This is a genomic window from Sphingomonas sanxanigenens DSM 19645 = NX02 (genome assembly GCF_000512205.2).
GTDB lineage: Bacteria > Pseudomonadota > Alphaproteobacteria > Sphingomonadales > Sphingomonadaceae > Sphingomonas_D > Sphingomonas_D sanxanigenens.
This window is the reverse complement of sequence record NZ_CP006644.1, coordinates 2,378,638-2,399,890: the sequence shown is the minus strand read 5'-3', so window position 1 is coordinate 2,399,890 and position 21,253 is coordinate 2,378,638. Positions and strand designations below refer to the sequence as shown.

Genomic DNA, 21,253 nt, shown 5'->3' with positions numbered 1-21,253 from the left:
AACCGGCCGATGGCCAGCAGCAAACGCCCGGCGCGACGCGGCAAGAAGAAGCGGGGGGCGGCGGCCAAGCGCTGGCTCCTCCTCCTCCTGCTTGTCGTTGCCGTTGGTGCAGCGGGTGCGGCCTATGTCAGCCCCTGGTTCAAGGGATCGCCGCGCCCGGCCGGGGCCAAGCCCGTCGAGGTCACCGTGTCGAGCGGGGATTCACTCGCGACTGCGGCCGCGAAGCTGGAAAAGGCCAAGGTCATCGGCTCGGCCGATCGCTTCCTCACGCTCGCGCGCTTCCTCGGATCGGACGGGCCGATCAAGGCGGGCGAATATGGCTTCTATCCCACCGACAACTGGGCGGCGCATCTTCGCACGATGCAGTCTGGCATCCCGATCCTCCGGCTGGTCTCGATCCCCGAGGGGATGCCGGCGGTGCTCGTGCAGGAACGGCTGATGGCCGAACCGTTGCTGACCGGCACGGTCGCGGTGCCCGCCGAAGGATCGGTGCTGCCCGACAGCTACAGCTTCGAACGCGGCGAGACGCGCGCGGCGGTGCTCAGGCGGATGCAGGCGGCGATGACGCGCGCGCTCGACGACCTGTGGAAGACGCGCAAGCCGGGCATCGCCGTGAAGACGCCGCGCGAGGCGATCATCCTCGCCTCGATCGTCGAGAAGGAAACGTCGGTTGCCGCCGAACGGCGCACGGTGGCGGCGGTCTATTCCAACCGGATCAAGCGCAACATGCCGCTGCAGGCCGACCCGACCGTGATCTATCCGGTCACCAAGGGGCGGCGGCTGGGCCGGCGCATCCTGCGTTCGGAGCTTCAGGCCGACAACGGCTACAACACCTACAGGATTCCGGGGCTGCCGGCGGGGCCGATCGCCAATCCGGGCCGCGCCTCGATCGCCGCGGTGCTTGATCCGGCGCGCACCAATGCGCTCTATTTCGTCGCGGATGGGTCGGGCGGCCATGCCTTCGCCGAGACGCTCGACCAGCATAATGCCAATGTCCGCAAATGGTATGCGCTGCGGCGCGAACGTGGTGAGATGTGATCTAAGGAGGCTTACATGATCGGCCGTACGGTTCCAGACGTAACCCTCAAGACCCGCGTACGCGATGAGAGCGTCGGGGGCCCCAATCCTTTCCGCTGGCAGGATGTGCAGACCGGCGATCTCTTCGCCGGCAAGCGCACCGTGGTGTTCGCGCTGCCCGGTGCCTTCACCCCCACCTGCACCACCGAGCAATGCCCGGCCTATGAGCGCGTCTATGACGATCTCAAGGCGGCGGGCGCGGACGAGGTCTATTGCCTGGCGGTCAACGATGCGTTCGTGATGTTCCAGTGGGGCAAGATGCTGGGCATTAGGAACCTCAAGCTGCTGCCCGACGGCTCGGGCGATTTCACCCGCCGGATGGGCATGCTGATCCGCAAGGACCATCTCGGCTTCGGCGATCGCTCGTGGCGCTATGCGATGGTTGTCGACGACGGCAGGATCGTCGCCTGGTTCGAGGAGCCGGGTATCAACGACGCCGGCCAGGACGATGACCCCTATGGCGTATCGAGCCCCGATACGGTGCTCGACTGGCTGGCCAAGAACCAGCCCGCCTGACGCGCGTCGGCGGCACGTCCGCCGCCGCCGATCCGCTGGCGGCGACCGACGTCTTTCTTCGAACGATCGGCGCATCGCGGCCGTCGGCCATGGCTCGGTCGCGATGCCCTCGCCCGGGGTTTCCCTCGGTCGCGCACGGTTCTACTGCCCGCTTGCATCAGCAACGGGTCGGAGGACCGAGTCCATGAGCAGCCGGATAGCCCACGCCGATTTGCGGTCGAAGATCATGTCCGCGGATGCCGCGGCGGCGTTGATCGGATCGGGCAGCACGGTGGGGATGAGCGGCTTCACCGGCTCGGGCTATCCCAAGGCGGTGCCGCAGGCGCTTGCCGCGCGCATTGAAGCCGAACATGCCGCCGGCAAGCTGTTCCGCATTCGGGTGTGGACCGGTGCTTCGACCGGTCCCGAACTCGACGGCGCGCTCGCCAAGGCCGACGGCATCGAATTCCGGCTGCCCTATAATTCGGACCCGATCGCGCGCGAGAAGATCAACCGCGGCGAGATGGACTATTTCGACATGCATCTCAGCCAGGTCGCGCCGATGGCGTGGCAGGGCTTCCTGGGGCCGCTCGATACCGCCTTGGTCGAGATCAGCGGCATCCGGCCGGATGGATCGCTGATCCCCTCATCCTCGGTCGGCAACAACAAGACCTGGCTCGACCGCGCCAGCCAGATCATCCTCGAGGTCAACGCCTGGCAGAACCCGGCGCTGGAGGGGATGCACGACATCTATTACGGCACCCGCCTGCCGCCCGATCGCGTGCCGATCCCGCTGGTCCGCCCGGACGACCGCATCGGTGAGCCCTATCTGCACTGCGACCCCGCCAGGATCGTCGCGATCGTCGAAACCGAAGCGCCCGACCGAAACCTGCCCTTCGCCGCCCCCGATGCCAGCGCGCATGCGATCGCCGGCCATCTGCTGGACTTCTTCGCGCATGAGGTGAAGCGGGGCCGGCTGCCCACCTCGCTGCTGCCGATCCAGTCGGGTGTCGGCAACATCGCCAATGCGGTGCTGACCGGCCTCGTCGACGGGCCCTTCACCGACATGACCGCCTATACCGAGGTCATCCAGGACGGCATGCTCGACCTGCTCGATGCCGGCAAGCTGCGCATCGCCTCCGCCACTGCCTTCTCGCTGAGCCCGGAAGCGGCCGCGCGGATCAATGCCGACATGGTCCAGTATCGGGATCGGATGATCCTGCGCCCGCAGGAGATCAGCAACCATCCGGAACTGATCCGCCGCCTCGGCTGCCTCGCGATGAACGGGCTGATCGAGGCAGATATCTACGGCAACGTCAATTCCACGCATGTCATGGGATCGCGCATCCAGAACGGCATCGGCGGATCGCGCGATTTCGCGCGCAACGCCTATGTGTCGATCTTCATGACGCCGTCCACCGCCAAGGGCGGGGCGATCTCGGCGATCGTGCCGCAGGCCTCGCACGTCGATCATATCGCACAGGACGTGCAGGTCCTGGTGACCGAACAGGGGCTGGCCGACCTGCGCGGCCTCAGTCCCAAGCAGCGGGCGACGCTGATCATCGAGAAGTGCGCGCACCCGGATTACCGGCCGATGCTGGCCGATTATTATGAGCGGGCGCGGCGTGGATCCTATGGCCAGCAATCTCCCTCGCTCTTGCGCGAGGCGCTGAGCTGGCACCAGCGCTTCATCGACACGGGCAGCATGTTGCCCTGAGCCGAAGCGGGCGTTGCGGCCTAGCGGCGGCGCTTCTCGGTGCCGCCGGAAGCGCCCAGCGCCGCAACCATCGCGACGATGGTGAGCGACACGCTGGAGGCAATCAGCGTGTCGCCGATCGCCTGGTTGATGAGCACGAACAGGACGATCAGGACCATGGCGAGCACGCCGACGACGGCAAGCGTCTGGTGCAGGGTGCTGCGGGTCTGGGTCAGGCGGGTCGATCGGGTCTGCATGTCTTTCCTCCGCAGTCTGGATAGCTGCGATTCGCGGGTGTCGCAGTGATGCGGGTCACGCCGCGGCACGGGCGGGAACGGGGTCTGGCAGCGGGATGAAATCCGTCTCGGCGGGCACCTCGGCGAAACGGCGCTGCTGCCAGTCGCGCTTGGCCTGCTCGATCCGCTCGGGGGAACTGGAGACGAAGTTCCAGAAGATGTGGCGGCTCTCGGCGAAGGGCTCCCCTCCGACCAGCATGACACGGGCGGTGCCGACGGCGCGGATCACGATCTCGGCACCCGGCTTGAACAGCACGAGCTGGCCTTCCTCGAACGCGCCGGTCTGCCCGGTCACCTCGACCTTGCCCGAGACGACGTAGATCGCGCGTTCGACATGCTCGGCACGCAGCTGGTAGCGGGCGCGGTCGGCGAGCTGGATGTCGGCATAGACGATATCCGAATGGCTCTTCACCGGTGAGCGCAGGCCGTCGCTGGTGCCGGCGATCAGCTTGAGCGTCACGCCCTCCGCATCGATGCCGGGGATCTCGCTCGCCTTGTGATGGGTGAAGCCGGGATCCATTTCCTCCAGCCGGGTCGGCAGCGCGATCCAGCTCTGCAGCCCGAACAGCGGGCCACCGGCAGCGCGGACGTCCGGGCCCGTGCGTTCCGAATGGACGATGCCCGAGCCCGCGGTCATCAGGTTGACCTCGCCGGGGCGGATGGTCTGGACGCTGCCAACGCTGTCGCGGTGCAGGATCTCGCCTTCGAGCAGATAGGTGATCGTCGCAAGGCCGATATGCGGGTGCGGGCGAACGTCCAGCCCCTCGCCGCGACCGAAGGTGGCGCGACCCATCTGGTCGAAGAAGATGAAGGGGCCGACCATCCGGCGCTGCGGGGAGGGCAGGGCGCGGCGGACGTTGAAGCCGTCGCCCAGGTCGCGCAGCGGCGCGAGAAGAACGTGGTCGATAGTGTCGGCGCTGGACCGGATGCTCATGGGGTGCTTCCTTGGAAAGACGGGGATCGGCTCAGGCCGAAAGCTGCGCGATCGCGTCGACCTGCGCTGGGTTGAAGCCGTGCTGGATGAGGGCCGGCATGAACTCGTCGGCCGGACGGCGGCGCGCGCGCGTCGTGCAGACGAAGCGGCGCAGCGTCTCCAGCCGCGGATCGGCGAGCTGCTTGCGCGGCTCGATGCCGAACAGGGTCCGCGCGGCGCCGCTCAGCTTGCCGCGCAGGCTGCCGGCTTCAGGCGGGATGCTGCAGCCGAAGGCGTTGGCGTCGTTCAGCGCCACCGCGACGGCCATCCACTCGGTCTTGCTCAGTTCAGCGACACGCGACGCCATCTCTACCTCCATCCTTCGATGGATCTCATCTAGGCGCACACGGCTCCCCGGTTCAGTGGGATAAAAGGCGACGAAACTTTCTAAAAAATAGAAATGATCATCCCCCGGTATGATTGACGGCGTCGCCGCCGATCCGGATGGATGGGGCGGGCACGCCCGCCGGATCGGCCCGCCCGCCATCGGCAATGCGCGTGCACCGGGATGCGGCACGTCGGTTCGGGTCCACCGCACTGGCCGCCAGCAGGATCGGTGGATTGCGCGCGTGTCGAAGAGCCCTATTGATGGCATCGAGCCCAGTTGGGGACGGGGGGAAAGACCATGCGCTGGCTGATGACCGTTGCGGCTGTAGCGCTGGCTCCGATGGCGGCGCGCGCACAGCCCGCGGCGCAGCCGGCGGCGCTGCTGCTGAAGCCCGCGGCGGTGTTCGACGGCCTCGACGGCAGGACGCATCCCGGCTGGCAGGTGCTGGTGCGCGGCGACACGATCGCTGCGGTCGGCCCCGATCTCGCCGTGCCTGCCGGTGCGACCACCGTCGATCTCGCCGGCGCCACGCTGATGCCGGGGATGATCGAGGGCCATGGCCATCTGTTCCTGCATCCCTATAACGAGACCAGTTGGGACGATCAGGTGCTCCATGAGGCGATCGCGCTGCGTACCGCGCGGGCGGTGGCGCAGGCGCGCACGACCTTGCGCGCCGGCTTCACCACCGAACGCGATCTTGGCACCGAAGGCGCCGGCTATGCCGATGTCGGGCTGAAGGCGGCGATCGACCAAGGCATCGTCGAAGGTCCGCGCCTGCTCGTCTCGACCCGCGCGATCGTCGCCCTCGGCGCCTATGGCCCCAAGGGGTTCGAGCCGGGCGTCGCCGTGCCGCAGGGGGCCGAGGAGGCGTCGGGGGTCGACGGCGTCGTCGCGGCGGTGCGCCGCCAGATCGCCGCCGGTGCCGACTGGATCAAGCTTTATGCCGATTATCGCTGGCGCCCCGGCGAGCCGAGCCGCGCGACGTTGAGCGCGGCCGAGCTCGAGGCCGCGGTCGGCGCAGCGCATGATGCCGGCCGGCTCGTCGCGGTCCATGCCGGCACGGCGGAGGGGATGACGCGCGCGATCGCCGCCGGCGCCGATACGATCGAGCATGGCGATGGCGGCACGCCGGAGATTTTCGCGGCGATGGCGGCGAAGGGCGTCGCCTTCTGCCCCACGCTCGCCGCGTCGGATGCGATATCGCGCTATCGCGGCTGGGACGGCCGCGCGCCCGCACCGTCGGCGGTGCAGAACAGCATTTCGAGTCTGCGCCTGGCGCTGAAGGCGGGCGTTGCGATCTGCTTGGGCGGCGATGTCGGCGTCTACGCGCACGGCGACAATGCGCGCGAGATGGAGCAGATGGTCGATGCGGGGATGAGCTCGGCGCAAGTGCTGATCGCCGCCACTTCGGGCAATGCGCGCTGGCTGCGCATGGCGGACAGGATCGGCGCGGTAAAGCCGGGGATGCTCGCCGATCTGGTCGCGGTGGCGGGCGATCCGGTGGCCGACATCAAGGCGGTGCGCCGCATCCGCCTGGTCGTGAAAAACGGCGCGATCGTGCGCCGGGAAGCGGACTGACCGGAGGTCCGGCGGTCCAGCGACGGCGCGTGCCGCCGCTGGTCGCCGTCAGCCGCTGGTCTTACTTGGCGTCGAAGGGATCGACGCCGCTGCGGGCGATGAAATCGGCGCGGGTCATGCACACCATCCGGGCGATGCGCGAACCGGTGGGGGTGGTCTTGACGCAGACCTTCTGTTCGGCTGCGGGCCTGTCGGCAGTGGCAACCGCCTGCTGCGGCGCGGCGGCGCCGGCAATGGCGGGAAAGGCGGCGAAGGCGACGACGGCGCCCAGAACGGCCTGGGTGGCGGTGCGGGAAAGGCGGGCGAAGATCGGCTGACGGGTCATCTTGAAATCCTTTCTGATCGAACCAGTTGGTTCCCAGGCGGCGATGTCCGCCTGTGCCCGGTACTCAGCAAGCGTCGTGCCAACTTTATAAAAGCCCCGGAAAACCGGAGGACTGGTCAATCAGAAGCGCTGCATCGCGAACTTGCCGTCGGAATTTTCACCGGGAGTTAGCAATCGGCGCCGCCTGTTCGCAGAAACAGTCGGGCGATAGTCGCTGGGACTGTGCGAATTCGGACGTCTGTCCGTTTGCGAACAGTTCGGCGTCCGGACATGCGTTCGCCTGCCGCCTGTCCGGAAGCCGGATGGACGGCAGGCGTTGCGACCCGTCGTGCGGGAGGGACTATTTGAAGCGGATACCGTCCTTGATGACGACCGCGACATTCTTCATCACGCCGATATCCTCCAGCGGATTGCCGGCGACGACGATGACGTCGGCGATCTTGCCGGCCTCGACGGTGCCGAGCGAAGCCGACATGCCGAGCATCTCGGCGCCGTTGCGGGTGGATGCGATGATCGAGTCCATCGGCGTCATCCCCAGTTCGACCATATAGGCCATCTCGGTGGCGTTGGGGTCGTCCTGCTGGAAGTTGAGGAAGGAGGTGCTGTCCGTCCCCATCGAGAATTTGACGCCGGCCTTGATGAAGCGGCGCATGTTCTCGCGCGCGGTGTCGCGCCCCTTCATCTGGTCGTTGAACGAGGGGCCGGACTGGCCGAACATGTCGCTGTTGGACGCGCGCTTCTCATAGAAGGCGAGGCCGCGATGATCGGGATTGCGCTTGTTGTAGAGCATCTTGTCCCGATAGTTCATGATGATGCGATATTCTTCGGGCGTCGACGACATGATATAGTCGGTGGTATTGAAGCGGTTGGGATCCATCTGGTGCTCCGCCGCCGTCACCCGCACGCGCAGCAGCGTATCGGCGATCACGCCCTTCTTCGCGAAGCCGGCGATGGTCTTCTCGTCGAGGAGGAAGTCGGTCTCGAACGGGTGCTCCAGCGTGTCGATGTCGAACTTGAGCAGGCGGGCGAAACCGTCCGGCGTGCTGTTGGCGTGAACGTCGATCTTCTTGCCGAGCGCATGGCCCTTGGCGATGATCTTGCGCAGTTGGTCGTCGGTGAAGTCGTTCTTGCCGTCGAACACCTCGTCGCCGAGGTAGAGCTTCCAGTAATTGAATTCTGGCCCCGAAATCTTGGCGAGATCCCTGTCGATATCGTCGACCACGAAATAGGCGAAGTCGTTCTCCAGCCAGTCCAGCGCCTCGGCGGGCGTGCGGTTCTTATCGGTATATTGCTGGAAATGCTGGCGGCTCATGATCAGCGCACCGCCCAGCATGATCCGCGGACCGGGGATCTGGCCGGAATCGATCTGCTGCTTTACCGGCAGCTCGCGCTTGTAGGGGCCGCTGGTCTGCCGCATCGTCGTGATGCCCTGCATCAGATAGACGAAGGCCTTGCGCGGCATGTTCGCGAAATTGGCTTCCCAGCGCGCGCGCAGATCCGCAATCGGCAGGTCGGCGACGGGCGCGGGGAAGAGCGGGTTCAACTGGATGTGCTGGTTGGAATTGATCAGCCCGGGCATGATCGTCATGCCGCTGGCGTCGAACACGCGCGCGTCCGACGGGATCGGGATCGACCCGTCCGGGCCCACCGCCTCGATCTTGCCGCCGTCGATCAGCACCGTGTGGCCGGGCTTGGCCGGTGCGCCGGTGGCGTCGATCAGCAGGCCGTGGATCAACGCGATCGGCGTTTCCACCTTGTAGGGGGCGGCCTGCGGGCCGAACCACGCCTTGGGCGGCTGTTCGGCGGCGGCGGGGCCGGAGGGGGCCTGCGCTGTGGCGGCGGTGGCGGTGAACAGCGCCGCGCCGGCGAGCGCGACGGAACGGATAAGGCTGGTGCGAAGGGCCATGGATATCTCTCCCGACTGGACCCGGAGCGCCGCGGCGCCCCGGGCATTGAGGTCGAATTTTTCTAGAAGTGGTAGCCGAGGCTGACGCCCCACGTGCGCGGATCGTTGAAGGTGGCGCGCGCCGGCAGCGAGGCGGAGCCCGAGCCGAGGATCGAGGTGCGGTAGAGCTTGTCGGTCAGGTTGCGCACCCAGCCGGCGATCTCGATGCCATTGTCATGCTTCAGGCCGATGCGGGCGTTGGCGAAGAAGGCCTTGGGCTCCTTCACCGTCGGCGCATTGGCGAGCGCGACGAAGGTGGCGCTGGTGTAGCTGACGTCCGCCTGCGCATAGGGGGTCAGCGCACCGAACAGGTTTTTCGGTTCCCAGCGGGCGAAGCCGGTGGCCGAGATATCCGGCGTGTTGGGCGGGATCTGGCCGTCGTAGCGGCCGTTCTTGATCTTCGCGTCGTTCCAGTTGAAGCCGCCGCGCAGCATCAGCGAGGGCACCGGATACCAGCTGATATCCCCTTCCACGCCATAGATGCGGGCATCGCCGGCGGTGCCGAGGATGACCAGCGGCACGCCCGAGACATTGACCTGCGTGGTCGCCTGGAAATCCTTCCAGTCATAATAATAGAAGGCGGTGTTGAGGCGCACCGTGCGATCGAACAGCGCCGCTTTCACGCCGCCTTCATAGGCGGTGATCGTCTCCGGCGCGAACGGGGTGAGCTGGCCCACCGAGAAGGCGATCGTGCCGGGAAAGCCGCCGCCCTTGAATCCGGTACTGACGTTCGCATAGAGGTTGAGATCGGCGCTGGGCTCATATTTCAGCGAGACGCGCCACGTGCCGCGATCGGCGTTGATATGGTTGTCGTAGCCCTGCACAGGCACCGGGAAGGCGCCCGATCCGATCACCGAGCCGTCATAGGAAAACTCTTTGCGCTCGCCGGTATAGCGCCCGCCGGCGGTCAAGGTGAGTTGGTCCGTCAGCGCATAATCGACCTGCGCGAAGGCAGCCAATGACTCGGTCACCTGACGATAGGTGGAAACGAACTCGGCCGAATAGGCGAACTGGTCGCTCTGGTCGAACAGCACGAAATCATCATTGGTGTCGCGGGTATAATACATGCCAGCGATCCAGCTCAGCGCGCCCCAGCCTTCGCCCGATCCCGCGCGCAATTCCTGCTGGAACACGCTCATGCGCTGGTCGCGATAATTGTCGCTCAGCACATAGGGGGAGCCGTCATCGGCGGTGCTGATCCGCTTGTATTTGCGGTAGCCGGTGACCGAGGTGAGGATGACCGGGCCGAAATCGGCGTTCATTTTCAGCGAGACGCCGCCGGTATCGACATCGTTCTGGTTGCCGTAGACGAAGCTGGCATAAGCGGTGCGAGGATCGTCCTGCAGGTCCGAGAAGATCTGCACGCCGGAGACGGGAGTGCCGCCGGGGCCGGTGCGCGGGATCGCATAGGATCCGCAATTCGCCTCGTCGCGGATGCCGGTGGCGACATAGCCGCAGAAGGTGCGGCTGCCATCCTTCTTCAGGTTGCCGGTGTGCTGATAGGCCATCGCATCGTCGTTGGTGGTCGAATAATCGCCCACCAGTAGCGCGTTGAACACCGTGCCGGGCTCCCACAGCAACGACGCGCGGAACGCCTGCCGGTCGAGGTCGCCGTTGCGCGTGCCGAAATCGCCGTGGCGCGGGCCGCTCACGATCAGATCCTGCCAGCCATGGCGCTGGTAGGAATTGGCGGCGACGCGCGCGGACAAAGTGCTGGTGATCGGGCCGCCGATGCCCACCTCGATCTCGCGCAGCGCCAGCGAGCCGGCATCCACACGCGCATCGACGCTCAGTTCGCGCGTCGGGCGCTTGGTGATCAGATTGACCGCGCCGCCGGTGGTATTGCGGCCGTAGAAGGTGCCCTGCGGCCCCTTGAGGACCTCGACCCGCTCGAGATCGAACAGCTGGACGCCGAGCATCGCGTTGGAGGGCAGCGCGATCTCGTCGAGATAAGTGGTGACCGCCGGATTCTGGTTGGTCTCCGAATTGTTCATGCCGATGCCGCGCACGGTGAATTGCGGATCGGAGGTCGAGCCCGAGACGCGCACCGCGAGACCGGGCGTCAGCCGCGACAGATCGCTCACCTGGGTGACGCGAAGGTCGCGCAGCGAATTGCCGTCGAAGGCGGTGATCGATGCCGGCACGTCCTGCAGGTTCTGGCTGCGGCGCTCGGCGGTGACGACGATGTCGCCGCTGTTGGTGCCGGCGTCTTCGGCGGCGGGCTCGGTCTGCGCCGATGCCGGCGATGCGCCGGCAAGAGACAGGATGGCCAGCCCGATCAGGCTCGTGGTCGAAAGATGAGCGCGCGTTCCTGGTAGCATCATCACGGGACCCCTTTTTCATCCGGCGTGCCACGGCGCCGGGGACCGTTCGTTCCTCGCTTGCGATACTTTTTATGTGAATATGCATGCGATATTGTGTGCAATCGGATTACAATGCAAGATGCTTGTCATGGAATCGTCACCGGGCAGGGCGGGTCTCAAAACGTTGAAGAACAGGGATATTTGCCGTCGCTTGGGCGATGCCTCGCGTGGAGCGGGTAATAACCGCGATTGGATGGCCGGAAGGATCGACCTTCGGCGCATGGACGCGGCGCGCCGATTCGGTCGTAGGACAGCCCGCGCATGAGCGGGCTCGCAGCGGATGGTGTGCCGATATGGGGGGCGGGGGCAGGGGCCCCACCACGGCCGGCGCTGGCGGGCGGGGTGCGCGCGGATGTCGCGATCGTCGGTGGCGGTGTCGCCGGCCTTTCGACCGCTCTGCACCTCGCGCGTGCCGGAGTCGATGTTATGCTGCTGGAGGGCGCGCGCATCGGCGCGGGGGCCACGGGCACCAGCGCCGGGGTGGTCGCGCCGCAGTTCGTTCGCACCACGCCTGCGAAGGTGGTGCGGCGGCTGGGGCCGGATCGCGGCACCGCACTGCTGCGATTCGTGGCGCAGAGCGGCCGGCATCTGTTCGACATGATCGATCGCGAAGGGTTGGCGTGCGACGCGCGGCCCACGGGCTTTCTCGCTCCGGCCGCAGGGCCGGGCGCAGCGCAACGGCTGGGCGCGGTGATCGAGGAATGGCGCGCGGTGCGCAGTGACCTGCGCCTGCTGGATGCGACCGAGGTGGAGCAGGCGACCGGCTGCCGGGGCTATCGCGCGGCGATCCACGATGCCAGCGGCGGCGCGGTCGATCCGCTGCTGCTCGCGCGCGGGCTGGCCGATCGTGCCGAACAGGCGGGCGCGCGGCTGCATGAGCAGAGCGCGGTGCTCGCGGTCGAAGGCCGCGCCGGCTCATGGCGGCTGCGCACCGCCGGCGGCGAGGTGCTCGCGCGCACCGTGATTCTCGCCGCAAATGGCGGCAATGCAGCGCTGCGCCCCGAATTGCGCGGATCTGTGCTGCCGCTGCCGGTGTGCGAGGTCGCCACCGAAAAACTGCCCGCGGACATGCGCGCGGCCATCCTGCCCGGTGGCGAGAGCATGACCGATCTGGAGACCGACGTCTTCTCGATCCGCTATGCTGCTGGCGACCGGCTCGTCACCGCCTTTCCCGCTTCCGACCGGCTGACGCATGAGGCGGCGACCGCCGGGGTCAATGCGCGGCTGGCAACGATGCTGTCGATCCACCGCCCGCTTGCGCTTGACCATGTCTGGCAGGGCACCGCCTGGGTGAACACCGATCTGCTGCCGCGCCTCGTCCGCGTTGCCGAGGGGCTGGTCGCCGTGCAGGCGTGCAACGGGCGCGGCCTAGCCACCAATGTGCTGATCGGCCGCGAGGTCGCGCGCTGCCTCGGCCATTTGCCGGGGCAGCCGCTGCTCGCGCTGGAGCCGCCGCGGAGGGTGAGCGGCTTCCTGATCGCGCGCCACCTGCCGCGACTCATCCTCGCCGCCGGGCTCGCCACCAAAAAGATCCGCGGCGCCTTCGTGCGCTGATCGCGTCGCCCCGCCGAGAGAATCCAGCCCGCGCGACGGTCTCGCGCAGGCTTTAACATTACCGTAACAAAGGATTTCCGCGGGCTGCAGCGGCGCCGTGCATCGCACCGCTACGCGCTGTGATTCCTCACTTGCTTCAAGCCTAAATCAAACATACACATATGAAAAAGAATATGAATGCGAAGGCGCGCAGGGGAAGCACGTTCCAAGCCATAAGGGGAATCACGATGCAACGACGTAACGCACAGCTCTGGTCCTATGCCTCGCTCGCGGTGGTCGCGCTGGCAACCATGCCCGCAGCGGCAGTGGCGCAGAGCGAAGAGGCGGCGCCTGCCGCCGCCTCGATCGACGGCGATATCGTCGTCACCGCCCGAAAGCGCGGCGAGGAACGGCTGCAGGATATTCCGGCGTCGATCAGCGCGATCAGCGGCGATACGCTGGCGCGCACCGGCGCCACCGGCTTCCAGGATTTCGCCTATCGCGTGCCGGGCCTGACCTTCACCGATCAGGGGCCGGGCCTGAAGCGCTACACGCTGCGCGGCATCCAGTCGGCGGGCCAGGAACAGGTCGCCGTCTATTATGACGAAGTGCCGGTGCCGGGCATCCAGAGTTCGACCGGTGACTCAGGCTCGCAGATCGGCGACCTCCAGCTTTACGACATGTCGCGCGTCGAGGTGCTGAAGGGGCCGCAGAGCACCACCTTCGGCGCGAACTCGCAGACCGGCGCGATCCGCTTCATCACCAACAAGCCCAACCTCACCGACGTCGAGGGCTCGGTGAAGGCGGGCGCCAACATCGTGACGGGCGGTGACGAGGGCTACAACGTCTATGGCATGGTTAACATGCCGATCGTGGCGGGAACGCTCGGCCTTCGCGTCGTCGGCTATCATGACCGCACCGCCGGCTATGTCGACAATGTCCGCCTCAACGACAAGAACATCAACTCGGACGCCACCTCGGGCGTCCGTGCGATCCTGCGCTGGGAGCCGGCGCCGGGCTGGTCGGTCGATGCGATGGCCTGGTACCAGCGCCGCAACACGCATGGCGCCAGCGAATACAGCCCGTACGACAGCTTCCGCGAGCGCGGCGATTCCAACGATCAGGGCTGGAACGACGCGGTGCCCAGTTTCGCCTATTTCGAAACCGGCAAGTTCAATTCGGGCAGCTATGTCCGCTCGCCGCGCCCCGACCGGCAGGAGATCTACTCGCTGACCGGCAATGGCGATCTCGGTTTCGCGCAACTCACCGTCACCGGCTCGATCTACAAGCGCAACCTGCAGTTCTACCGCGACAATTTCGTCTGGTCGCTTGGCGTCGGCCCGGCGGGCGAGACCTGCCCGAACGGCCGCCCCTGCGTCCGCCCGGATCTGGTGCCCGAACTGACCGACCAGACCCAGAACGTCGAACAGAAGACCTTCGAGGCGCGCCTCAACTCGACCGGCACCGGCGCGTTCCAGTGGGTCGCGGGCGTGTTCTACCGCGATCGGGATTCGGATTTCCGCAGCTATTCGCCGATCGTCGATGAAGATGGGTATCCGATCGTCGCCTCGACGCCGCCCACCGGCTTCTCCACCGCGCCCGGCGCCGGCATCGAGGACTGCAACCCCTGCGCCTTCGCCCGCGTCAACACGCGCGGCATCAAGGAGAAGGCGGTGTTCGGCGAAGCCACGCTGGAGCTGTTCGACAATTTCGAGGTGATGGGCGGCCTGCGCTGGTTCGAGGCCAAGCAGAATGACGTCGGCACCACCCTGTTCCAGTTCCCGACCTTCGGCAGCACCCTGCCGGCGCCGTACAACCGCCGCGTCAACGAGGATCGCTTCATTCCCAAGGCGCAGGTCTCGTACAAGCCGACCGAGGACATCACCGTCTATGCGCTGGCCTCCAAGGGCTTCCGCCTGGGCGGCACCAACCAGTCCGCCGCGGTCGCGGTGCCCGATGGCTATGAGTCGGACTCGCTGTGGAACTATGAACTTGGCTTCAAGTCGACCTGGCTCGACCGCCGCCTGATCTTCAACGCCGCTGCCTATCGCGTCGACTGGAGCAATATCCAGGTAACCGGCCGCGATCCGACCAACTCGTTCGGCTTCATCGGCAATGCCGGCGCGGCGCGGATCGAAGGCATCGAGCTCGAACTGCAAAGCCGCCCGACCGACAGCCTGCAGATCACCACCGGCCTCAACTGGCTGCCCAAGCGCGAGTTGACCGAGGACCAGATCAGCAGCGACATCGCGGCTCCCGGTCGCAAGGGTGACAAGATCCCGCGCATCCCGGCGCTGACCGCCAACTTCTCCGCGCAATACACGATGGACCTCGCGGTCGATGGCTGGAGCGGCTGGATCCGCGGCGACTACAGCTACAAGGGCAAGGCCGGCACCGAGTTGCGCCCGACCGCGGCTACCTATCGCACCCAGAAGGATTTCAGCATCGTCAACGCCCGCATCGGCGCCGACAACGCGGAGTCCGAACTGGGGTTCGCGCTCTACGTCGACAATGTATTCGACGTGCAGGGCGATGTGTTCCTCGCCGCCGCCGCCAATGTGCCGACCACCAAGATCACCAATCGTCCGCGGACGATCGGCTTCGAGGTGACCAAGCGCTTCTGATAAGGACCGTCAGCGGGAAGGGGCGTTGCTCCTTCCCGCCAGGAATATGACCATGGCCGACCATGCCTGCACCGGCAAATGCCCGGTGATTGCCCATCGCAAACCCTATTATGCGGAGCTGCGTGCCGGGCGTTCCTACCTGTGGTGCTCCTGCGGCCGATCGCAGCGCCAGCCCTTCTGCGACGGCCGGTCGCACGAAGGCACCGGCTTCCTGCCGGTGCGCTACACCGCGCAGGCGGATGGCGAGGAAGTGTTGTTCTGCGGCTGCAAGCATACGAGCACGGCGCCTTTCTGCGACGGCGCGCACTCCAATCTTCCCGGCGGCTATAGCGACGCGACCGACGGCGCCGACGTGCCGCGGCCCGATCTCGTCAGCGCTGATGCCACGGGCGTCTCGCGCGTCGACGGCCGCTGCTTCGCGGTCTCGCCCGAGCACGGGGCCGATCTCTCGCTGCGCTATGCGTTGCGTACGATCGTCGGGCCGTCGCTGGGGGCCGAGCACCAATCGCAATTCCATCTGCGTCTCGAAGACGGCGAGACGCCGATCCTCGCCGCCGAGGGTGTCGACACCATCCTCTGGATCATGGCGGGCAACGGCACGATCGCGATCGGCGACCGCAGCTTCGCGGTGACCGCGCCCTGCGGCGCCTATGTCCGCGCCGGCGAGGCGTTCCGCCTGGCCGCCGGCACGCCGCTGCGCGCCTATGTCTCCGCCTGCCCTGCGGTCGAGGCGCTGATCGAACTGGCGGAGATGCCCGCGGCGTTCGACGCGGCCTGGCCCGACCGCGTCGTTTCGATCGACGAGGAAGAGCGGACGGCGATGGGGCCGCGCTGGTTCCAGATGCTCGTCGACAAGCGCATCGGATCGACCACCGCCGCGCAGTTCATCGGCCACATCCCGCGCTCCCGCGCCGAAATGCACCGCCACCTCTACGAGGAGGCGCTGATCATCATGTCCGGCGAGGGCATCATCTGGAACGAGACCAGCGCCGCCCGGGTCGGCCCCGGCGACGTGATCTTCTTCCCGCGCAAGCATCTCCACTCGCTGGAATGCATCGCGCCGGAGGGGATGGATGTCGTCGGTCTGATCCATCCGGGGGACAATCCGGGCGTCAACTATTGAGCATCCGGCGGGATCGCGCGATCCCGCCGGACCAGGCACTGTTACCGCTTCACCGCCGACAGTGGCACATGCGCCCAGAAGCGCTTCACCTCATCGTCGTGGCCAGTGAGATCGTAGCGCAGCAGAGAGACCGGCAGGCGGCCGGTGTTCATCAGATAGTCGTGATAATCCCTGATCGAGAAGGCGTCGCCCAACTGGCGCTTGCGGTCGATCATCAGCTTCTGAAGCTGCATCATCCCGATCGTGTAGGTCATGCCATAGCCCGGCGGGCGGCGGATATAGATGCCGGCGTCGGTGCGGGCGACATTGTCGTCGAGATAGGGCGTCCACTCCTTCCAGAAGCGCATCGCCTGATCGACCGTCATTTCGTTGCGCTGCATCTTCACGTCGCCCATTGTGCGCGCGGCGCGGAACAGGCCGAAGATATAGATCAGCTCGCGCGTGCGCGGGCGATCGTCGAACAGGCCGAGCTGCAGCGCCGTCTCTTCCAGATAGAAGCCCCAGCCTTCGGTGCGGCCGCTGTCCCTGACATAGCGCCGGATCGGATGGTCGACCCGCGCGCCGGCCAGCCCGTCGAAGCGGTGGCCCGGGAAGGTCGCGTGAAGATGATCGGGGGAGGCGTCGCGGAACTGGATCTGCTCCCAGAACATCGGCCCGGTGGGGCGCACGATCCACGGCGCGTTATAGCCCATCTCCTGATAGGTCCTGGGCATATAGTCGGGGACGCTGATGATCTCCTCGTCGACCAGCCATTTGCGGATCTTGGCATCGGTGCCGGCAAGCTGCGCCTCATATTCGGCGCCCGACCTGGGCAGCGCGAGTTCGGGCAGCTTGCGGTTGCGATGGCGCTCGGTCGTGTAGTTCGCCCAGTGCCGCTCGAGCTCGCGCTCGGCGAGCAGTACGATCTCGTCCGAACTGTAGGGCATCAGCCGCACGTTGGTGAGGAACCAGTCGTAGGCCGGGCGGCCGACGCCGGCGCGCGCGACCATCTTCGGCCGCCCCGCGACCAGCCAGTCGCGAAAAGACGCGATCGCGGTCTCCGCGGCGGCGATGTCCGCGACCAGCCCGGGCTGCTGCTTTTCGGCGCGGCCGCGCAGGTCCGCGAACCAGCCGACCAGCCCGGCGGGCTCGACCGCGCGATAGGGCATGCCGTGGCCGACGCCGTCGCCGTTGGAGAGGCTGTGGATCGCGAGATCGGCATAGTCGGCCGCGACCGCGTCGAGGTTGATCCGCGCCTGCGCCAGATAGGCGGGGATCGTCCGCAGCCGCGCCTGGAACGGCGCCAGTTTCGCCGGTTCCAGCGGCAATTCGGTATAGGCGAGCTGCTGCAGCTCATCGACATACATGCCTGGATCGCGCGCCCATGGCTTGGTGACGTTGAGGATGAAATCCTGCTGGTCCATCTGCGCGCGCACCGCGAGATAATCGACCTGCTGGTGCCGGTCCCAACGTGCCACCGCGAAGTCGGGCAGGCGGGCCTGGAAGGCGCGCAATTCGGCGCGGCGCTTGTCGACGGTGGCCGGGCTGTAATCGACCACGCCGTCGACCGGCTTCGGATCCTTCCACGCGTTGAACGTCGTGAACAGGCGGACCAGCGCGCCATAATCCTGCGTGCCGCGCGGCGGCCCCGCCTCGGCTGTCGTCGTGGTCGTCTGGGCGACGGCGGGCGCCGCCATGATGGCCAAGCCGCCGGCCAGCAACGCTGCGATCACAGCCTGATTTCGCATCATCCTATCCCCTGTAAATCGCGTGAATATGGTTATGATGCGGTGGTCATTCTCGTCGGTCAAGCGCGGCGGCGCGAGCATCTGCAGCGAATTTCGCGATTCGGCGCGCGGTACGCGTCGAAGATGTGTCGATAGAGTGACAGTTCTCACCTTTCCGACGAACAGGCGTTGACCAAGGTGGATCGATATGCTCAAAATCACGCAACTGTTCACGAATAACGGGATGCGCAAAGACGTGTCCGACGAGCAGTGCCGCAGGGGTGAAGGCATTTCGGGGAGAAATTGAATGATCAGCAACAGGGCTATGGTTGTGCGTGCGGCGTTGAAGGGCAGCGCCGCGACGATGGTGGCGATGCTCGTCACCGGCACCGCTTTCGCGCAGGATGCTGCGCCCACCGACATCGCCGAGATCGCATCCGGCCAGACCGAGAGTGGCGAGATCGTCGTCACCGGCTCGCGCATTCCGCGTCCGGACGTCGATTCCAACAGCCCGGTCAACGTGATCGGCCAGGAAGAAATCAAGCTCACCGCGACGATCGAGACCGAGCAGTTGCTCAACGCGCTGCCGCAGGCGGTCGCCGGTGCCGGCGGCCAGTCCAACTCGGGCAATGGTTCCGCCACCGTCAACCTGCGCAACCTCGGCACCGTCCGCACGCTGGTGCTGCAGAACGGCCGCCGCATCGTCGGCTCCAGCCAGGACGGCGTCGTCGACCTCAACATGATCCCGACCGCGCTGATCGAGCGCGTCGAAGTCGTCACCGGCGGCGCTTCGGCGGTCTATGGTTCTGACGCGATGGCCGGCGTCGTCAACTTCGTGACCAAGCAGGATTTCCAGGGCATCGAAGCCGGCGGCCAGATGGGGATCAGCGACGAGGGGGACTCGCAACGCTACAACCTGGAACTGACCGCGGGCACCAACTTCGCCGGTGGCCGCGGCAACATCACCTTCTCGGGCAGCTATTATGACCGCGCCCAGGTGAAGGGCGCCGCGCGCGACCATGCCTCGCTCTATCTGGTCGATGCCGTGCAGAACGGCGTCGGCGTGCTGGTCCCCGGCGGCAACGGCGTGACCCCGCAGGGCACGATCTTCACCCCGAACCTGGTCGGCAAGATCGACCAGTTCGGCAACCGCATCGGCACCGCCGGCATCTTCTTCGCGCCCGAGGGCTGGCGCGCCTACACGACGGCCGACGGCTTCAACGATCGCCCCTTCACCAACCTGCAGATGCCGATGAAGCGCTGGCAGGCTTCGCTGCAGGGCCATTTCGACCTGACCGAGAACATCACCGCCTTCTGGGAAGGCGCCTATGTCCACAACGAGATCAACTCGACCCTGGGCGCAGTGCCGATGTCGAGCTCGGGCTTCATTCCCGGCTTCCAGCTCGATCTGCGCAATCCCTATCTCGATCCGTCGCTGCGCAACTTCCTCAGCACCAATCTCGATCCGGACGGCAACAATCTGGTCACGCTCAACATCAACCGCCGTCTGGTGGAAGGTGGCAACCGCACCAGCGACCAGACCCGCGAATTCTATCGCGGCGTGGTCGGCCTGCGCGGCAAGCTGACCGATCGGCTGAAGTGGGAAGTCTTCTACAACCAGGGCAAGAGCAAGATCACCGACCTGCAGGGCGGCGGCGTGCTGATCGACAATTTCGCGAACAGCTTCGTCACCAACCCCAGCAATCCCTATGATTGCGCCGTCGCCGATCCGCGCTGCGTCACCATCAATCCGTTCGGCTTCGGTTCGCTGACGCAGGAGATGATCGACTATATCTATACCGATCTCACCAACGTCACCACGGTCGAGCAGAAGCAGGCGGGCGGCACGCTCACCGGCACGCTGTTCACCTTGCCGGCGGGCGATGTCGGCATCTCGGTGGGTGCGGAATATCGCAAGGAAAGCTCGGACTTCCGCCCCGACCAGCTCTATATCGACGGCAAGGCACTGTCGCGTTCGGCCGGCATCCAGCCGACCGGCGGCAGCTTCGACGTCAAGGAAGTCTATGGCGAAGTCTATGTGCCGCTGCTCGCGGACATGGCGTTCGTCAACCTGCTGGCGTTCGAAGGCGGCATCCGCTTATCGGACTATTCGACCGCCGGCTCGGTGGTGTCGTGGAAGGCCGGCGGCGAATATTCGCCGGTCGAGGGCTTCAAGCTGCGCGGTCTCTATCAGCGCGCCGTGCGTGCGCCGAACGTGATCGAGCTCTATTCGGGCGCGACCAACACCGCGCCGCAGGCGACCGACTTCTGCAACGCGTTGCCGTCGCGCACCGCGGCGCAGCGCGACTTTTGCCTCCAGCTCGGCGTGCCGGCGAGCGTGATCGACGTGTTCCAGCAGGAAAACACGCAGATCCGCGCGATCACCGGCGGCAACCCGAACCTGCAGGAAGAAACCTCGGATACCTGGTCGGTCGGCGGCGTGCTGCGTCCGGCGTTCATTCCGGGGCTCCAGCTCACCGTCGATTATTACAACATCAAGATCGACGGGGCGATCGCGGTGTTCGGCGGCGGTCTGCAGCCGACGATCACGGCCTGCGCCCAGAACCTGTCGCTCGCCAATCCGTTCTGCGCGCCGCTCGACAATCGCACGCCCGACGGCCAGCTCTATGACGTGTCGCTGCTCAACGCGAACATCGCGAGCATCAAGGCGTCCGGCATCGACTTCCGCCTCGATTATGCCAGCGACATCGGCAATCTCGGTCGGCTGAGCTACTTCATCGCCGGCAGCTATCTGATCGAGAACACCACGCAGAGCAGCCCGGTGGTGGCGCCGGTCGACTGCGCCGGCTATATCGGCGGCGGTTCGTGCGGCAGCGCCAACCCGCACTGGCGCTTCGTCGAGCGCCTGACCTGGACCATCGACGAGTTCCAGCTCTCACTGCGTCATCGCTTCATCGGTTCGGCCAAGGATGGCCGCATCGCCGCGGCGAAGGCCAACGGCGCCTCGGCGCCGCTGCTCGCGGTGCCCAAGACCGGGACGGTGAATTATTTCGACGTCACCGCCTATCTCAACGTGACCGAGAATTTCAGCATCTTCGGCACGGTCGACAATCTGACGGACGAGGATCCGCCGTTCCAGCTGTATGAGCGGGAGACCTATGACGCGATCGGCCGCCGGTTCACGGTCGGCTTCCGGACCAAGTTCTAAGGTCGAAGGGCCGGCGGGGGTG

General features: G+C 66.3%; 15 protein-coding genes. 8 read left to right on the top strand and 7 right to left on the bottom strand.

The window, feature by feature from the left end:
* Positions 1-9 precede the first annotated feature (9 nt).
* From mltG to scpC, 3 genes are all read left to right on the top strand, one after another.
* Positions 10-1,038, top strand: coding sequence for an endolytic transglycosylase MltG (mltG, locus tag NX02_RS10995; protein ID WP_025292248.1), 1,029 nt, complete (start codon positions 10-12; stop codon positions 1,036-1,038).
* A gap of 15 nt (positions 1,039-1,053) precedes the next feature.
* Positions 1,054-1,593 carry a peroxiredoxin gene (locus NX02_RS10990; protein WP_025292247.1) on the top strand — a complete coding sequence of 180 codons (540 nt, stop codon included), beginning with the start codon at positions 1,054-1,056 and terminating at the stop codon, positions 1,591-1,593.
* A gap of 184 nt (positions 1,594-1,777) precedes the next feature.
* A complete protein-coding gene (gene scpC, locus NX02_RS10985) occupies positions 1,778-3,289 on the top strand; it encodes a succinyl-CoA:acetate CoA-transferase ScpC (protein WP_025292246.1) in 1,512 nt (503 codons plus the stop codon).
* Positions 3,290-3,309: 20 nt separating this feature from the next.
* Here scpC and NX02_RS10980 read toward each other — a convergent pair whose 3' ends face one another.
* From NX02_RS10980 to NX02_RS10970, 3 genes are read right to left on the bottom strand one after another with little or no spacing between them, the layout of a single operon-like run.
* Complete coding sequence (locus tag NX02_RS10980; RefSeq protein ID WP_025292245.1) at positions 3,310-3,525, bottom strand: hypothetical protein; 216 nt, start codon at positions 3,523-3,525, stop codon at positions 3,310-3,312.
* Between the two features lie 55 nt (positions 3,526-3,580).
* The gene (locus NX02_RS10975; protein ID WP_025292244.1) at positions 3,581-4,498 is read right to left on the bottom strand and encodes a pirin family protein; all 918 of its coding nucleotides are present in this window, start codon (positions 4,496-4,498) and stop codon (positions 3,581-3,583) included.
* A 31-nt stretch (positions 4,499-4,529) separates the two neighbouring features.
* Positions 4,530-4,844: a hypothetical protein gene (locus NX02_RS10970; RefSeq protein WP_025292243.1), complete on the bottom strand. Its 315-nt coding sequence runs from the start codon at positions 4,842-4,844 to the stop codon at positions 4,530-4,532.
* A gap of 318 nt (positions 4,845-5,162) precedes the next feature.
* Here NX02_RS10970 and NX02_RS10965 point away from each other — a divergent pair, with 318 nt between their 5' ends.
* On the top strand, positions 5,163-6,443 hold the full coding sequence (locus NX02_RS10965) for a metal-dependent hydrolase family protein (protein WP_025292242.1): 1,281 nt from the start codon (positions 5,163-5,165) through the stop codon (positions 6,441-6,443).
* Positions 6,444-6,504: 61 nt separating this feature from the next.
* Here the strand turns inward: NX02_RS10965 and NX02_RS10960 are convergent, their stop codons facing one another.
* From NX02_RS10960 to NX02_RS10950, 3 genes are all read right to left on the bottom strand, one after another.
* A complete protein-coding gene (locus NX02_RS10960) occupies positions 6,505-6,888 on the bottom strand; it encodes a hypothetical protein (RefSeq protein ID WP_158013992.1) in 384 nt (127 codons plus the stop codon).
* Between the two features lie 220 nt (positions 6,889-7,108).
* The gene (locus NX02_RS10955; protein ID WP_025292240.1) at positions 7,109-8,674 is read right to left on the bottom strand and encodes an amidohydrolase family protein; all 1,566 of its coding nucleotides are present in this window, start codon (positions 8,672-8,674) and stop codon (positions 7,109-7,111) included.
* A 62-nt stretch (positions 8,675-8,736) separates the two neighbouring features.
* A complete protein-coding gene (locus tag NX02_RS10950; RefSeq protein WP_025292239.1) occupies positions 8,737-11,037 on the bottom strand; it encodes a TonB-dependent receptor in 2,301 nt (766 codons plus the stop codon).
* Between the two features lie 300 nt (positions 11,038-11,337).
* On the opposite strand from NX02_RS10950, the gene NX02_RS10945 reads away from it, so the two are divergent.
* The 3 genes from NX02_RS10945 (at position 11,338) to NX02_RS10935 (ending at position 16,356) form a co-directional block, all read left to right on the top strand.
* Positions 11,338-12,630 (top strand): NAD(P)/FAD-dependent oxidoreductase, encoded by a 1,293-nt coding sequence (locus NX02_RS10945; protein ID WP_084717715.1) that lies wholly within the window; start codon positions 11,338-11,340, stop codon positions 12,628-12,630.
* A gap of 227 nt (positions 12,631-12,857) precedes the next feature.
* Positions 12,858-15,233 carry a TonB-dependent receptor gene (locus tag NX02_RS10940; protein ID WP_025292237.1) on the top strand — a complete coding sequence of 792 codons (2,376 nt, stop codon included), beginning with the start codon at positions 12,858-12,860 and terminating at the stop codon, positions 15,231-15,233.
* A 52-nt stretch (positions 15,234-15,285) separates the two neighbouring features.
* Positions 15,286-16,356 carry a cupin domain-containing protein gene (locus tag NX02_RS10935; RefSeq protein WP_039997400.1) on the top strand — a complete coding sequence of 357 codons (1,071 nt, stop codon included), beginning with the start codon at positions 15,286-15,288 and terminating at the stop codon, positions 16,354-16,356.
* A gap of 41 nt (positions 16,357-16,397) precedes the next feature.
* On the opposite strand, the gene NX02_RS10930 is transcribed toward NX02_RS10935, so the two are convergent.
* Positions 16,398-18,086: a DUF885 family protein gene (locus NX02_RS10930; protein ID WP_025292235.1), complete on the bottom strand. Its 1,689-nt coding sequence runs from the start codon at positions 18,084-18,086 to the stop codon at positions 16,398-16,400.
* Between the two features lie 283 nt (positions 18,087-18,369).
* Between NX02_RS10930 and NX02_RS10925 the strand changes: the two genes are divergently transcribed.
* Positions 18,370-21,231 carry a TonB-dependent receptor domain-containing protein gene (locus tag NX02_RS10925; protein WP_084717709.1) on the top strand — a complete coding sequence of 954 codons (2,862 nt, stop codon included), beginning with the start codon at positions 18,370-18,372 and terminating at the stop codon, positions 21,229-21,231.
* The last annotated feature ends 22 nt before the right edge of the window (positions 21,232-21,253 follow it).

What these genes read in the sequence shown, in the direction of transcription:
- NX02_RS10950 (WP_025292239.1), bottom strand. Translation starts at nt 11,037, where the DNA reads ATGATGCTACCAGGAACGCGCGCTCATCTTTCGACCACGAGCCTGATC.
- NX02_RS10970 (WP_025292243.1), bottom strand. Translation starts at nt 4,844, where the DNA reads ATGGCGTCGCGTGTCGCTGAACTGAGCAAGACCGAGTGGATGGCCGTC.
- NX02_RS10940 (WP_025292237.1), top strand. Translation starts at nt 12,858, where the DNA reads ATGCAACGACGTAACGCACAGCTCTGGTCCTATGCCTCGCTCGCGGTG.
- NX02_RS10925 (WP_084717709.1), top strand. Translation starts at nt 18,370, where the DNA reads ATGATCAGCAACAGGGCTATGGTTGTGCGTGCGGCGTTGAAGGGCAGC.
- NX02_RS10965 (WP_025292242.1), top strand. Translation starts at nt 5,163, where the DNA reads ATGCGCTGGCTGATGACCGTTGCGGCTGTAGCGCTGGCTCCGATGGCG.
- NX02_RS10975 (WP_025292244.1), bottom strand. Translation starts at nt 4,498, where the DNA reads ATGAGCATCCGGTCCAGCGCCGACACTATCGACCACGTTCTTCTCGCG.
- scpC (WP_025292246.1), top strand. Translation starts at nt 1,778, where the DNA reads ATGAGCAGCCGGATAGCCCACGCCGATTTGCGGTCGAAGATCATGTCC.
- mltG (WP_025292248.1), top strand. Translation starts at nt 10, where the DNA reads ATGGCCAGCAGCAAACGCCCGGCGCGACGCGGCAAGAAGAAGCGGGGG.
- NX02_RS10930 (WP_025292235.1), bottom strand. Translation starts at nt 18,086, where the DNA reads ATGATGCGAAATCAGGCTGTGATCGCAGCGTTGCTGGCCGGCGGCTTG.
- NX02_RS10990 (WP_025292247.1), top strand. Translation starts at nt 1,054, where the DNA reads ATGATCGGCCGTACGGTTCCAGACGTAACCCTCAAGACCCGCGTACGC.
- NX02_RS10935 (WP_039997400.1), top strand. Translation starts at nt 15,286, where the DNA reads ATGGCCGACCATGCCTGCACCGGCAAATGCCCGGTGATTGCCCATCGC.
- NX02_RS10980 (WP_025292245.1), bottom strand. Translation starts at nt 3,525, where the DNA reads ATGCAGACCCGATCGACCCGCCTGACCCAGACCCGCAGCACCCTGCAC.
- NX02_RS10955 (WP_025292240.1), bottom strand. Translation starts at nt 8,674, where the DNA reads ATGGCCCTTCGCACCAGCCTTATCCGTTCCGTCGCGCTCGCCGGCGCG.
- NX02_RS10945 (WP_084717715.1), top strand. Translation starts at nt 11,338, where the DNA reads ATGAGCGGGCTCGCAGCGGATGGTGTGCCGATATGGGGGGCGGGGGCA.